This is a genomic window from Chryseobacterium formosum (assembly GCF_026460885.1).
GTDB classification, from domain to species: Bacteria; Bacteroidota; Bacteroidia; order Flavobacteriales; family Weeksellaceae; genus Chryseobacterium; species Chryseobacterium formosus.
Map to the genome: position 1 here is coordinate 166964 of NZ_JAOVZW010000015.1, position 12939 is coordinate 179902.

Genomic DNA, 12939 nt, shown 5'->3' on the forward strand with positions numbered 1-12939 from the left:
AAATTTGCTTATATATTTTATTTATAAGTAATAATGATTATATTTGCAAAATGATAGCGGTCATCACTGGTGATATTATTAATTCGCAACATGCAGACACAGAAGTTTGGATTACCAAACTTAAAAATCTCCTAGAAAATTGGGGGAGTGCCCCACAAACATGGGAAATATACAGAGGTGACGAATTTCAGTTTAAATGTAATATCGATGACGTTTTTTGGCGTTTCTTAGCTATCAAATCATTAATAAAAAGTCAGGAAAATTTAGATGTAAGAATGGCAATTGGTATTGGCCAGGAAAACTTTTCGTCTGAAAAAATCACAGAATCCAACGGCTCGGCATATGTCAATTCAGGAAGATTACTTAATGATTTGAAGAGTGATGGTCATACCGTTTCTATTAAAACTTCCAACGATTCTGTTGACAGAGATTTGAACATCCTTTTAAAATGGGCTTCAAAAGATTTTGACAACTGGACGATGGCAACTTCAGAAATCATTCACGAAATGATTATGAAACAAGATACTACGCAGGAAGACTTGGCGAAGAAATTTGCAATTTCGCAGTCATCAATCAGCCAGAGACTGAAACGTGCAAACTACGAACTTATCGTAGAAACCAATCAATATTTTAGAAAGAAAATTTCAGAATTATAAGATGATTTTTATTCAACTCATATTGGCACATTTACTCGGAGATTTTATTCTTCAGCCAAATTCTTGGGTTGCAGACAAAGAAAACCGCAAACTGAAAAGTCCTTATTTGTACATTCATGTTCTGATTCACATCATTTTAAGTTTAATTTTTCTTTGGGATCTGAAACTTTGGTGGGTTGCTATTTTGGTAGGAATTTCTCATTTTATTATTGATGCGTCTAAATTGACTTTTCAGAACAATCAAAACAAAAAAAGATGGTTTTTCATCGATCAAATTCTTCATGTAGCAGTAATTGGTGGAGTTTCTCTTTATTTCAATGAATTTAATTTTGAATTTTTTAAAGATCAGAATTTCTTAAAAATTGTAATGGGAGCTTTATTTTTAACAACACCTGCTTCAATTTTCATTAAAATATTATTATCATCTTGGACTCCGGTTACGGAAGAAGAAGGCAATATGCAAACAGAATCTTTATCAAGTGCAGGAAAATATATCGGAATTTTAGAACGATTATTAGTCTTCACATTTATCGTTGTCAATCATTGGGAAGGTGTAGGATTTATGGTGGCGGCAAAATCTGTTTTCAGATTCAGTGATTTGGCACAGGCAAAACAGAGAAAACTGACAGAATATGTATTAATTGGTACATTATTAAGTTTCGGAATTGCTGTTTTAACAGGAATTTTAATTAAATAAAAAGTAATAAATCTAACTATAACAGAAAACTTTGGTTTGGAAGTTTTCTAAAGTAAAAAGTAAAAATTATGAGTCAAAAGCTAGAAATGTTGTATGAAGGTAAAGCAAAACAAGTATTTGCAACCGAGAACCCTGAAGAAGTTGTAGTACGTTTCAAAGACGACGCAACTGCATTTAATGCTCAAAAAAGAGGATCAGTAGATTTAAAAGGTGAAATGAATAATGCCATCACTACTCTTATTTTTGAATATTTAAATGAAAAAGGAATCAAAACTCATTTCATCAAACAAATAGACGAAAGAGAGCAATTGGTAACAAAAGTATCAATTATTCCTTTGGAAATGGTGGTAAGAAACTATTCTGCGGGAAGTATGGCTCAAAGATTAGGAGTTGAAGAAGGAATTAAATCTCCGGTAACAATCTTCGATATCTGCTACAAAAAAGACGAGTTAGGAGATCCTTTGATCAACGATCACCACGCTGTTTTCTTAGGAGCTGCAACGTATGAAGAACTTAACGAAATGTATGCTTTAACAGGAAAAATCAACGAAATTCTGATCGATCTTTTTGATAAAATGAATATTATCTTGGTTGATTTCAAAATCGAATTAGGAAAAACTTCTGCAGGCGAAATCATCTTGGCTGACGAAATTTCTCCTGATACATGCAGACTTTGGGACAAAGACACAATGAAGAAGTTGGACAAAGACAGATTCAGAAGAGATCTTGGTGAAGTTACTGAAGCTTATGTAGAAATTTACAATCGATTGAAAAATTTACTTGGTAAGTAAATTTTTAGAAGTTAGAAGTTAGATATTAGAATTTAGATGAAATCGCACCGAATAGAAGATCTTAAAGTTTGGAGTAAATCAATGGCTTTAGTAAAAGAAGTTTATTTGGTTACCGCAGAATTACCAAGTGAAGAAAAATTTGGTTTACTATCACAAATTAGAAGATGTGCTGTTTCAATACCTTCAAATATTGCAGAAGGAGCAGGAAGAAATAATAAGAATGAATTTTATCAATTTCTTGGAATTGCGTTTGGCTCAACTTATGAGTTGCAAACACAGCTACAATTATTGATTGATTTAAATTTTATTTCCGAAATCAAAATAGTTCCTTTAAAAGAACTTTTGACTGAGATACAGAAAATGATTTATTCATTAAAGACAAGTTTAAAATTATAATTGAAGTTAACTTAGACTAATTTCTAACATCTAATATCTAACTTCTAATTTAGAAAAAATAGAAATGAAAAGTTTAGACATTCATAAAAGTGAATATTTAAAACAGTTTGAAACTCAAACCTACGGTAGAAATCTTTTCAGAACGCAGGAAGAAGAAAGACTGGATGCTCCCAATGAGGAGTGTGGTATCTTCGGAATGTATTCTGACAACGATCTCGACACGTTTTCTCTTTCACAGTTCGGGCTTTTTGCGCTACAGCACAGAGGTCAGGAAGCTTGTGGTATTTCTGTTCTTAAAGACGGAAAAATCACCAATATGAAAGATGAAGGTTTGGTTTTGGATGTTTATAAAGAGATCCAAGATCCTGAAACTTTTATGGGAAATTCTGCAATCGGTCACACTCGTTATACGACTGCAGGAGACAAAAAGAAATATAATTTTCAGCCATTTTTCGCCAAAAACGAATATGACCAGATTATACTTTCTATTGCTCACAACGGTAACCTTACTAATGCGAGAGAATTAAAAACTGAATTGGAAGCTGAAGGCGTAGTTTTCAGAGCAACTTCGGATTCTGAGGTTATTTTAAGATTAATTCAAAAAAATCTTGATTTAGGTCTTCGTGGAGCGATTAAAGCGACCATGGAAAAAATAGAAGGTGCATATTCAGTTGTCGGAATGACGAGAAATAAGTTCTTTGCATTCAGAGATTTCAACGGAATCAGACCTTTGGTTTTAGGAGCTACTAGTGAAAACTCTTACGTTGTCGCCTCTGAATCTGTGGCTTTAGATGCCGTCGGAGCTCAATATGTTCGTGATATTTTACCGGGAGAAATCGTTTACACCAACGAAAACGAACCAGGTAAACTTAATTCTTACATGGCAGATGAAGCAAGAGGAAAGCAGAGAATTTGTTCTTTTGAGTACATTTATTTTGCAAGACCTGACTCATCTTTAGAAAACATCAATGTTTACGAAATCAGAGAAAAATCTGGTGAAAAAATCTGGGAACAGGCTCCTGTAGAAGCTGATTTAGTGATTGGAGTTCCTGATTCGGGAGTTCCTGCTGCGATTGGTTTTTCTAAGGCTTCGGGAATACCTTTCCGTCCGGTTTTGATTAAAAACAGATACATCGGAAGAAGTTTCATCGTACCGACTCAGGAAATGAGAGAAAGAGTAGTTAACTTAAAACTAAACCCTATTATTTCTGAGATTAAAGGAAAAAGAGTTGTAATTATTGATGATTCAATCGTTCGTGGAACAACTTCAAAAAGATTGGTAAAAATCTTAAAAGAAGCTGGTGTGAAAGAAATTCACTTCAGAAGTGTTTCTCCACCAATTATTGCGCCTTGTTATTTAGGAATTGATACGCCATCGAAAGATGATTTAATTTCAGCAAATATGTCAACTGAAGAGTTGAGAGATTATTTAGGCGTTGATTCTTTAGAATTCTTGAGTACAGATAATTTAAAAGAAATTTTAGGTTCTTCCAATCATTGTTTTGGATGTTTCACAGAAGAATATCCTGTTGCAAAAGGTGAGGAAATAGAATTATTTAGTTAAGAATAAATGATTTAATATTAAAATGTCAGACTTATTTCTAAGTCTGACATTTTTTATTGAAATTAAGATTGTTTCTGATTAGAATTTGAATGCTAAACCAACCTGGAAGTTGTTATTTCTAGTAGCATCAGATCCACTTGGTCTGTCTTTCGCAACATCAGTTACACCTGCTGTATATCTTGCAGTTAAACCAATATTATCTGTAAAATAATAACCTGCACCAATACCTACACCAAAGTTAAAAGTATTTAGGTTATCTTTATTGATATCATCTGTGTAGCTTGCTGTAGAAGTACTAGTTCCTGAGGCATTTGTTACAGTTGTGGTTCTGTCTCCTTTGTTTTTTGCTGAAACCATAAATCCAAATTCGGGACCTGCTTCTATATAGAAATTAGGTACAAAATTATACTGGAACATTACCGGTACTGAGATGTAATCTAAATTTGTAGAATAAGACTGTACATTTCTTGTTGTTGTACCAAGAACCGTAAATTCGTCTCTGCTTTCAACTTTTGCTCCTAACTGGTTGTATAAAACCTCTGGCTGAATGCTAAAAGATTCTGCAATTGGAATATTTGCAAATACACCTGCATTAAAACCAATTTTAGATTTTTGATCTTCCAAACCTGCATCTTTAGATAAAGAAGCTACGTTCATTCCCGCTTTAAGACCAAATCTTACTGGAGATGAAGATGATGTAGAAGTTGGTGTCGTCTGAGCAAATGCCAATGAAGTTGACAATACTGCAATTCCTAAGATTAACTTTTTCATAACTTAAATTTTTTAATATTTTACTAATTCTAATTTTAAATTTTACTACCAAACTTTTTCAGTTTGACGAGTCGTATCTTTCAAATTGCTTGCCAAAAAAATAATTAAGATAGAAAACAAATAATAACCATTCACAATAGTAAATGGTTATTATTATAATTAATTGAAAATAAATAAATTATGATTAAAATAATTAATATGCTTCAAATAGTAATTTAGTAAATATATTATCTAAAACTTTAGTTTAAAAATTAAAATTCGCTCAGTTTTTTATAGAAATTAATTGATTTTTGAATGTTTTCTGTTGAACATTGATGGTCAAATACACAAGAACCAATTCCCGAAAGCAATGAAAAATTGATTTTTGCGTCTGAGTTTTTCTTATCATTTAATAATAAACTGAAAATATCTTCATCTTTAAAGTCACCCAAATCAATAAAAGAGAAATATATCTGAATATTTTCTATAATTAAATCTGAATCTTCTTTAGAAATCAAACCTTCAAGATAAGAAAGATGGCTTTCGCAAATCATTCCCAAAGCAACCGCTTCACCATGAAGAATAGGATTTTCACTTTGAAGACACAAGCTTTCAATTGCATGACCGATTGTATGACCGAAATTCAAAGTTTTTCTTACATTTTTTTCGTGGAAATCAGCATTCACAACTTCCTGTTTAATTTCCATTGATTGCGGAATGAACGGTTCAATTCCAACAGGATCTAAATGCTGCAACTGAATCAAATCTTCCCAATGTTTTTTATCAGCAATTAAACCGTGTTTTAACATTTCAGCGAAACCACTTTTTACTTCTTTAGCAGGAAGTGTATCTAAAAATCTTGGATAAACATAGATTTGTTCGGGAAAAGAAAAAGTTCCCACCATATTTTTATAGTGCATCAAATCAATTCCTGTTTTTCCACCAATTGAAGCATCACACATGGAAAGTAGAGTAGTTGGGATATTGATAAACTGAATTCCTCTTTTATAGGTTGACGCTACAAAACCACCCATGTCTGTAATAACTCCACCTCCAAGATTGATGATTAAAGCTTTTCGGTCAGCCTGCATTTCCGTCAGAATTTCCCAAAGTTGGTTGGCTGTCTGAATATTTTTCATTTCTTCACCTGCCTCAATTTCAAGAATTTCAAACGCAAGATCGGTTTCTAAATTTCCTAAAAGTAACGGGAGACAATATTCATGTGTGTTTTCATCCACCAAAATAAAAACTTTGCTGAATGATTTTTCGGTCATGAATTGATTGAGTTGCGAAAAACTTTCGTCTAATATGGTAATCATCGTATGATTTTTTAATATTTAAAGGTCTACTACGCTACAAAGTTATGATTCTTAATTTTTAACTCGTTATTAAATTACTATCTTTGCACAAATATTTAGCATGAGCAGAGACAATAATTCAGGAAGACCAAAGAAACCAAGAAGTTCAACAAGAAATAGTTCTGATGAATCTCGTGCTTCAAGATCAGGAAATTCAGGATCAAAACCTTTCAAAAAACCTTTTCCTAAAGCAGGAGAAAGAAATTCAGACTCCAAAAGAAGTGGTGACAACAGTTATCAGGCTAGAATGGACAAAAAGTTTGGAAAAACTGAACAAGAGCCTTTTATCACAACTCAAGGTGAAGAGAGAAAACCTTTCAGCAAATCAGCTCCAAGTAGAGGTGGAAGCAGACCCGGTAGTTTTGATACAAGAGATAAATACGAAAGAGGCAGCCTAAAATACGGAAGAAGACCCGGAACAACAGAAGACAAAGAAGATAAAACCAAATCTTTTGTACAGAAGAGAAGATTAAGTAAGATTGAAAAAGACGTTCATAAGGACACGATTCGTCTTAATAAATATATTGCCAACTCAGGAATTTGCAGCAGAAGAGAAGCTGACGAACTTATTACCCAAGGTTTGGTAGAAGTAAATGGGAAAGTGGTAACTGAAATGGGGTATCAGGTTCAGAAATCTGATAAAGTAGTTTTCGACGGACAAAATATTACTCCAGAAAAACCGGTTTATGTACTTTTAAATAAGCCTAAAGGTTATATTTCTACTACAAAAGATGACAAAGCAAGAAAAACTGTAATGGATTTGGTTGCAAATGCTTCTCCTTACAGAGTTTTCCCTGTCGGAAGGTTAGATCGTTCTACAACCGGAGTTATTTTATTGACAAACGATGGTCACATGACGAAAAAATTAACGCATCCTTCTTTTGATGCTAAAAAGATTTATCATGTTACTTTAGATAAAAAACTGACAAATGAAGACCTAAAACTTATTGTTGAAGGAATTCGTTTGGATGAAGGGGTTGCGATGGTAGATGCTATTTCTTTCATCGAAGGAAAACCTAGAAATGAAGTAGGAATTGAAATTCATATCGGCTGGAATCGTGTAATCAGAAGAATTTTCCAAAGATTAGGATACGAAGTTGAAGCACTGGACAGAGTAATGTTTGCAGGATTAACAAAGAAAAATATCAAAAGAGGTCACTGGAGAATTCTTACAGAACAGGAAGTGAACAACTTGAAAATGCTTTAAAAAATTATAAGTTTTGAATGATGAATTATAAATTTAATTCGTCTTAAATTTAATATAAAAATGACGTTGAAAAAATTCAACGTCTTTTTTTATTTTCAAAGTTTGTCATTCTGACGAAGGAAGAATCTATCATTGTTTATTGAAGAGATTCTTCATTTCACTTTGTTCCATTCAGAATGACAAAATGAATATAATTCGTAAGATTGAAATTTGTATAACTTATGAAAAAATTAGTGCTATTTGTTTGTACTAAAAACTATCCCAAAACCGTCACACCTTTCTGGATCATTTCATAAATTGCGTCTTTCCCATTTTCAGGTTTTACGTTGACAGCACGAGTTCCGTTGAAGTGAAGACACGTAATATAACCATTTGCAACGGCATCAGTACAGGTAAATTTCACACAGTAATCCAATGCTAAACCAACGATTTCTACCAATTGAATTTCGTGATATTTTAAGAAATCATCCAAACCAGTCTTCATGAAATGATTGTTATCCTGAAAACCACTGTATGCGTCGATCTCAGTATTTTTTCCTTTTTGAACGATGTGTGTTACTTTATCACGATTCAAATCTTTATGAAATTCTGCCCCAAAAGTTCCTTCAACACAATGATCTGGCCACATAAACTGCGGAACACCATTTAAAATAATACTTTCGCCAACTTTTCTTCCGTTATTACTTGCAAAACTTTTGTGATTTGCGGGATGCCAATCTTGGGTAAGAACAATTTGGTCATAGTCATTTTCTTCCATCAGAAGATTGATGTACGGAATTATCTCATTCGCACCCGGAACTGCAAGAGCTCCACCTTCACAAAAATCATTCTGTACATCGACGATTATTAATGCTTTTTTCATATATAGCTGTCTCGTTTATTTGATAAATTTATAAAAATTATTCCTCAAAAATTTGTCCAAAAAAAAAATATCGGACAAAACGGCATTTAGTTTAATATTTTCAATAAACGTTTGATGGATTTAAATATGTTGTTAATCGCAAAGGCGCAAAAATTTCAAATTTTGATACTGTTTTTAAGATGCAAGAAAATCAAAGATTTTCGGCAAAAGTTTAGGTTTAATAAATTTTATCTTCGATAAAATCCTTGCGTCTTAAGTATAATATGAGTTCAAAGACTTTTGCGCCTTTGCGATTAACAATAAAGTATAGAAACAAAATCTCAATAGCGTATCTTTGTGCAAAATAAGTTTTTTATGTCATTTGAATCGTTAGGATTATCACACAATATTATTCGTTCTGTTAATAAATTGGGTTATCTAAAACCTTTTCCAATTCAGGAGCAGGCTGTTCCTGTTATTTTGCAAGGAAAGGATTTGATGGGAATTGCAGAGACTGGTTCCGGAAAAACCGCTTGCTTTGTAATGCCTATTTTAGAAAAACTACAAAATGCAGAGGTTAAAAAAGACCGTAATATTCAGGTTTTGATATTGGTTCCTACACGAGAATTGGCGATTCAGATTGATGAGGTATTTAAAGCTTTTACTGATAATCTGAAGCGTGAAATACGTACAATGGCAGTTTATGGCGGAGTTTCTATTAATCCACAAATGAAAGGAATGTATGGCGTGGAAGTTCTTATTGCAACTCCCGGTCGTTTATTGGATTTGATTGATCACAATGCATTAAGTATTTCCGGAATTCAGCATTTAGTGATTGATGAAGCAGATAAAATGTTCCAGCTTGGATTCGGTGAAGAAATGAATAAACTTTTCGCCATGATGCCTGTTGCAAAGCAGACCACTTTATTTTCAGCGACTTTAAATGATAAAGTTTCTGAAATGAAAGAACGTTTATCAATTAATCCAACAATTATTGAAATTAAAAAAGAGGAAGTTGAAATTGATAATATCGAGCAATTGGCCTATCATGTTTCTCCTGAAAATAAAGGTCCGTTTTTAAGATATTTAATTAAAGAAAAGAAAGTTGAAAAAGCATTGATTTTTGTTTCGTCAACAAGATCTGCAGATAATTTAGTTGAAAAACTGAAGAAAAATAAAATAAAAGCCGTTGCTATTCACAGTCAGAAATCACAAGGTGCCCGTAGAAATAATCTTGAAGAATTTAAAGTAAACGGTGCTCAGATTTTGGTTGCAACTGATTTGATTGGTCGTGGAATTCATATCGATGATTTACCTTGTGTAATCAATTACGAATTGCCTCGTTCGCCATTAGATTACATTCACAGAATTGGTAGAACTGGTCGTGCTGGTGAAAAAGGAACAGCAATTAACATTTTAACGGATGATGAATTGCAACATTTCCGAGTGATTCAAAAGAAAATGGGAAAGAAAGTGACTTTGCAGAGAACAGAAGGAATTGAATTGCACGGTTATTAATTTCTCTCACTAATTAAGCAGATTTATCATTCAAATTAAATATTATATCAGATATAATTCTCCGACAAATCTAAATTTATGAAAGAATTTACCATCGTAAGAGGATTGTTTGATACAAGGAAACGTCAACTCATTATTGATGAAGAATTTTTAAAGTTCGAAAATAAAGATCATATTGAAGATTTGTTCACCACAATTCCTAAAAATGAAATTGCAGGAATCCGCTACGGAATTCATTTCATTAGAGGTTTTGAATTTTATGTAGGCAGAGAATATCAGATTTTTATTAAAACTAATTCAGGCAAAGAATTAAAAATTAATTTTAAACTGTTTTACAGAATAAAATTAGATAAAAAACATCAACTCTTCTGTGATATTGTTGATGAATTATGGAACTGTTATTTTGATGATATTTTAAATCAATACATCCGTCGATACAATAATAATGAAGAGTTTAATCTTGGCGGAATACTTTTCAAAGATACTTGCATACAATTTGATAAGAAAGAAATATCGTATTCAGATTTAGCGATAAAAAAGTATAATCATTATTTTATGATTTATTCTAAAGAAGATCAATATAAAAATAAAATGCTGTACTTTTTAAAAGATGAAAATGCTGTTTTGGTTTCTTCTTTAATTAGCTTAATAGCGAAGAGTGCGATGAATTAAAACTAAAAAAATTGCAGTACAAAAGTCTTCACAATCAAAATGATTTTAACGAAATAAAGCAGAGAATTGCTCAACTTTCTGAAAACTCAGAGAGAAAATGGGGGAGTATGAACGTTTCTCAAATGTTGGTACACTGCGATTTAATTCTGCAAATTGCTTTGAAAAAAATCATTCTTCCACCAACCAATATTGTTTTTAAATCTATCGGGATTTTCGTAAAAAGAGAAATGCAAATTTTCAATAACGGAATTCCCCGAAATATGCCTACTTTTAGAAAAGTTATCGTTAATTTTGAATGTAACTTTGAGGAAGCCAAAAATAATCTTTTACAAAGGTTAGACGAATATGAATTGGCTTTCAAAAACCATCATTTACCAACCAAACATGAGCTTTTTGGTGAAATGAAAGAAAAAGATTGGGGATTTATGGAGTATAAACATCTTGATCACCACTTAAAACAATTTAATGTATGAGTTTTTTAGATAAAATATTTGGCGGAAAACAGGAACAGGGAGAAACAAAATCTTTCTGGAAAACAATAAAATCTGAGGAAGATTTAGAAAAAGCAATCAAAGAATCTTATGAAAATAAAGTAGCAATTTTCAAACATTCTACAAGTTGCTTTATCAGTAAAACGGTTTTGAAAAATTTTGAAAAAGAAATTGAAAATTCTGAAGATCAAAATGTAAGTTTTTATTTTCTTGATCTTTTGGCATTGAGACCAATCTCCAATAAAATTGCTGCAGATTTTGACATCCGTCACGAAAGTCCGCAATTGATTGTCATAGAAAATGGGAAAGCCATCAACAACGCATCACATCAGGATATTTCTTTAAGCCAAATTCTATGAGTAATATAAATAACTATTTAGCAAAAGTTTTTGAAGTTCCTGCTGAAAAAGTAAATCTATGCAGCATTCAATATGAATTAAAAAAAGTTGGAAAACACGAAATGCTTTTACAGGAAGGCGAAGTTTGCCGAAATACTTTTTTTGTTGAAAAGGGATTATTAAGAATGTATTCCATCGATAAAAACGGGAAAGAACACGTTATACAGTTCGCTCCGGAAAATTGGCTGATTGGAGACCGAAGCAGTCTCTATTTTCATGAAAAATCGAAATACTATATTGAGGCGGTGGAAGATTCTGAAGTTTTGTTTTTGCAGCCAGATTTTTTCAGCAAGCTTTTGGAAGAATTCCCAAATACGATTGAAAAAAATGATTTGATTATTCAGAAACATGTAAAAAGTTTACAAGACAGAATAAATTCTTTGTTAGGAGAAACTGCAGAAGAACGTTATTTGAAGTTCATTAAAATGTATCCTGATTTATTGCTGAGAGTTCCACAATGGATGATTGCATCTTACTTAGGAATTACACCTGAAAGTTTGAGCCGTGTAAGAAAAGAATTGGCAAAAAAGAATTTTGTTACCGATAAATAATCAACTTTTAGATCAAATTAAAATCACCGCACCAAACAACTAATCGTTGTTTAGTGTGGTGATTATTCTGTTAAGATATTCCTGTTCCCTTAAAACTTTTTCGTAAGATTGTTTCGCATAAGAAGGCGATAATTGATAACCATCTGCATGCAGCTGATAACTGTCATTTTCAACATATCCGGTGAAATTTACCGTATATTCTGTTATAAAAGTATCAATTAATTTCCTTTTAATTTCGCAAATCGTGCTGTTTTTAATTTTCTGCAGAGAATTGAGAATAAAAGATTTATCTCCATTAAACTGAATTACCTGTGTAATTATTGCAAAATTGCTTACCGACTTATTATTCGTCTCATGAACAACAGCGTGCGGGTCATCTTCGAATATCATGATCTTTTAGTTTTAAAGTTTTATAATAAGGAATGGTTATTTAAAATTTATATTGTAGCATTACCTTCAACACCGTCAGAATTGTCGGTTTTATTTCCTGTAACGGCTGCAGCTACAAAACTTATCAGGCTTACCAGTTTTCCGGCTTTTGTATCCCAATAATAAGTGTCTTTCGGCTCTACTCGAATGATTGAAACATTCGGGTCATCCTTTCCATCAAACCATGCATTTGCCATGGCAGACCATTTTTCTTCAATAGTTGAACGGTCTTTATAAATAGAAGCTTCTCCAAATATAGAAATATATTCTGAATCTGAATTATTCATAAATAAAAGCTGCACTCTTTTGTCATCTTTTATTTCGAAATTTTTGTTGCTTGTATCGCTGCTAATAAACCAAAGATTTCCGCTGTCGTCGGTTTCTTGCAATCCCATTGGTCGGGTATTGATTGGTAAAGTTTCTAGATTGGTACAAAACATACAGAATTTTGCTTTTTCTGTAAGTTCTTTAATTTTTTTTACGGCTTCTAAATGACTTAAGTTTTCTGTTGACATAATATAATAATTTGTAATTGTTTGTATTATTTTGAGACTTCAAAAACCTAACCAAAATATATATATGCTAAAAAAAATATTAATTTTATGTGAAAAACATTTAAA

At 32.2% G+C, this 12939-nt stretch carries 16 protein-coding genes; 11 read left to right on the forward strand and 5 right to left on the reverse strand.

What is annotated here, in order from left to right; all coding sequences use genetic code 11:
- Positions 1–50 precede the first annotated feature (50 nt).
- The 5 genes from OF897_RS13190 (at position 51) to purF (ending at position 4104) form a co-directional block, all read left to right on the forward strand.
- Entirely contained in the window at positions 51–656 is a 606-nt protein-coding gene (locus OF897_RS13190; protein WP_267266150.1) for a SatD family protein, read from the forward strand.
- A 1-nt stretch (position 657) separates the two neighbouring features.
- Positions 658–1353: a DUF3307 domain-containing protein gene (locus OF897_RS13195; RefSeq protein WP_267266151.1), complete on the forward strand. Its 696-nt coding sequence runs from the start codon at positions 658–660 to the stop codon at positions 1351–1353.
- A gap of 68 nt (positions 1354–1421) precedes the next feature.
- Positions 1422–2144: a phosphoribosylaminoimidazolesuccinocarboxamide synthase gene (gene purC, locus OF897_RS13200; RefSeq protein ID WP_267266152.1), complete on the forward strand. Its 723-nt coding sequence runs from the start codon at positions 1422–1424 to the stop codon at positions 2142–2144.
- 36 nt (positions 2145–2180) lie between these two features.
- Positions 2181–2540 carry a four helix bundle protein gene (locus OF897_RS13205; protein WP_267266153.1) on the forward strand — a complete coding sequence of 120 codons (360 nt, stop codon included), beginning with the start codon at positions 2181–2183 and terminating at the stop codon, positions 2538–2540.
- Between the two features lie 64 nt (positions 2541–2604).
- Positions 2605–4104 (forward strand): amidophosphoribosyltransferase, encoded by a 1500-nt coding sequence (gene purF / locus OF897_RS13210; RefSeq protein ID WP_267266154.1) that lies wholly within the window; start codon positions 2605–2607, stop codon positions 4102–4104.
- Positions 4105–4182: 78 nt separating this feature from the next.
- Here purF and OF897_RS13215 read toward each other — a convergent pair whose 3' ends face one another.
- Together OF897_RS13215 and aroB are read right to left on the reverse strand one after the other, a co-directional pair.
- Positions 4183–4875 carry a porin family protein gene (locus OF897_RS13215; protein WP_267266155.1) on the reverse strand — a complete coding sequence of 231 codons (693 nt, stop codon included), beginning with the start codon at positions 4873–4875 and terminating at the stop codon, positions 4183–4185.
- Between the two features lie 251 nt (positions 4876–5126).
- Positions 5127–6173 (reverse strand): 3-dehydroquinate synthase, encoded by a 1047-nt coding sequence (aroB, locus tag OF897_RS13220; RefSeq protein WP_267266156.1) that lies wholly within the window; start codon positions 6171–6173, stop codon positions 5127–5129.
- A gap of 100 nt (positions 6174–6273) precedes the next feature.
- On the opposite strand from aroB, the gene OF897_RS13225 reads away from it, so the two are divergent.
- Positions 6274–7419, forward strand: coding sequence for a pseudouridine synthase (locus tag OF897_RS13225; RefSeq protein ID WP_267266157.1), 1146 nt, complete (start codon positions 6274–6276; stop codon positions 7417–7419).
- 256 nt (positions 7420–7675) lie between these two features.
- Here the strand turns inward: OF897_RS13225 and pncA are convergent, their stop codons facing one another.
- Entirely contained in the window at positions 7676–8281 is a 606-nt protein-coding gene (gene pncA / locus OF897_RS13230) for a bifunctional nicotinamidase/pyrazinamidase (protein ID WP_267266158.1), read from the reverse strand.
- 354 nt (positions 8282–8635) lie between these two features.
- Here pncA and OF897_RS13235 point away from each other — a divergent pair, with 354 nt between their 5' ends.
- The 5 genes from OF897_RS13235 to OF897_RS13255 all read left to right on the forward strand — a co-directional run bounded on the left by OF897_RS13235 (position 8636) and on the right by OF897_RS13255 (position 11890).
- A complete protein-coding gene (locus tag OF897_RS13235; protein WP_267266159.1) occupies positions 8636–9778 on the forward strand; it encodes a DEAD/DEAH box helicase in 1143 nt (380 codons plus the stop codon).
- A 78-nt stretch (positions 9779–9856) separates the two neighbouring features.
- Positions 9857–10450 (forward strand): hypothetical protein, encoded by a 594-nt coding sequence (locus OF897_RS13240; RefSeq protein WP_267266160.1) that lies wholly within the window; start codon positions 9857–9859, stop codon positions 10448–10450.
- An 11-nt stretch (positions 10451–10461) separates the two neighbouring features.
- The gene (locus OF897_RS13245) at positions 10462–10923 is read left to right on the forward strand and encodes a hypothetical protein (protein WP_267266161.1); all 462 of its coding nucleotides are present in this window, start codon (positions 10462–10464) and stop codon (positions 10921–10923) included.
- Positions 10920–11300 (forward strand): bacillithiol system redox-active protein YtxJ, encoded by a 381-nt coding sequence (gene ytxJ / locus OF897_RS13250; RefSeq protein WP_267266162.1) that lies wholly within the window; start codon positions 10920–10922, stop codon positions 11298–11300. The genes OF897_RS13245 and ytxJ overlap by 4 nt, the downstream gene beginning before the upstream one ends.
- Positions 11297–11890, forward strand: a complete 594-nt coding sequence (locus tag OF897_RS13255) for a Crp/Fnr family transcriptional regulator (protein ID WP_267266163.1) — start codon at positions 11297–11299, stop codon at positions 11888–11890. The genes ytxJ and OF897_RS13255 overlap by 4 nt, the downstream gene beginning before the upstream one ends.
- A 39-nt stretch (positions 11891–11929) precedes the next feature.
- On the opposite strand, the gene OF897_RS13260 is transcribed toward OF897_RS13255, so the two are convergent.
- Both OF897_RS13260 and OF897_RS13265 read right to left on the reverse strand, forming a co-directional pair.
- Positions 11930–12280 carry a hypothetical protein gene (locus OF897_RS13260; protein ID WP_267266164.1) on the reverse strand — a complete coding sequence of 117 codons (351 nt, stop codon included), beginning with the start codon at positions 12278–12280 and terminating at the stop codon, positions 11930–11932.
- 47 nt (positions 12281–12327) lie between these two features.
- Positions 12328–12834, reverse strand: coding sequence for a pyridoxamine 5'-phosphate oxidase family protein (locus OF897_RS13265; RefSeq protein ID WP_267266165.1), 507 nt, complete (start codon positions 12832–12834; stop codon positions 12328–12330).
- Positions 12835–12939: the final 105 nt, after the last annotated feature.

Excerpts from the sequence above, each read along its gene's own strand:
- OF897_RS13190 (WP_267266150.1), top strand. The coding sequence starts at position 51 with ATGATAGCGGTCATCACTGGTGATATTATTAATTCGCAACATGCAGAC.
- OF897_RS13195 (WP_267266151.1), top strand. The coding sequence starts at position 658 with ATGATTTTTATTCAACTCATATTGGCACATTTACTCGGAGATTTTATT.
- purC (WP_267266152.1), top strand. The coding sequence starts at position 1,422 with ATGAGTCAAAAGCTAGAAATGTTGTATGAAGGTAAAGCAAAACAAGTA.
- OF897_RS13205 (WP_267266153.1), top strand. The coding sequence starts at position 2,181 with ATGAAATCGCACCGAATAGAAGATCTTAAAGTTTGGAGTAAATCAATG.
- purF (WP_267266154.1), top strand. The coding sequence starts at position 2,605 with ATGAAAAGTTTAGACATTCATAAAAGTGAATATTTAAAACAGTTTGAA.
- OF897_RS13215 (WP_267266155.1), bottom strand. The coding sequence starts at position 4,875 with ATGAAAAAGTTAATCTTAGGAATTGCAGTATTGTCAACTTCATTGGCA.
- aroB (WP_267266156.1), bottom strand. The coding sequence starts at position 6,173 with ATGATTACCATATTAGACGAAAGTTTTTCGCAACTCAATCAATTCATG.
- OF897_RS13225 (WP_267266157.1), top strand. The coding sequence starts at position 6,274 with ATGAGCAGAGACAATAATTCAGGAAGACCAAAGAAACCAAGAAGTTCA.
- pncA (WP_267266158.1), bottom strand. The coding sequence starts at position 8,281 with ATGAAAAAAGCATTAATAATCGTCGATGTACAGAATGATTTTTGTGAA.
- OF897_RS13235 (WP_267266159.1), top strand. The coding sequence starts at position 8,636 with ATGTCATTTGAATCGTTAGGATTATCACACAATATTATTCGTTCTGTT.
- OF897_RS13240 (WP_267266160.1), top strand. The coding sequence starts at position 9,857 with ATGAAAGAATTTACCATCGTAAGAGGATTGTTTGATACAAGGAAACGT.
- ytxJ (WP_267266162.1), top strand. The coding sequence starts at position 10,920 with ATGAGTTTTTTAGATAAAATATTTGGCGGAAAACAGGAACAGGGAGAA.
- OF897_RS13255 (WP_267266163.1), top strand. The coding sequence starts at position 11,297 with ATGAGTAATATAAATAACTATTTAGCAAAAGTTTTTGAAGTTCCTGCT.
- OF897_RS13260 (WP_267266164.1), bottom strand. The coding sequence starts at position 12,280 with ATGATATTCGAAGATGACCCGCACGCTGTTGTTCATGAGACGAATAAT.
- OF897_RS13265 (WP_267266165.1), bottom strand. The coding sequence starts at position 12,834 with ATGTCAACAGAAAACTTAAGTCATTTAGAAGCCGTAAAAAAAATTAAA.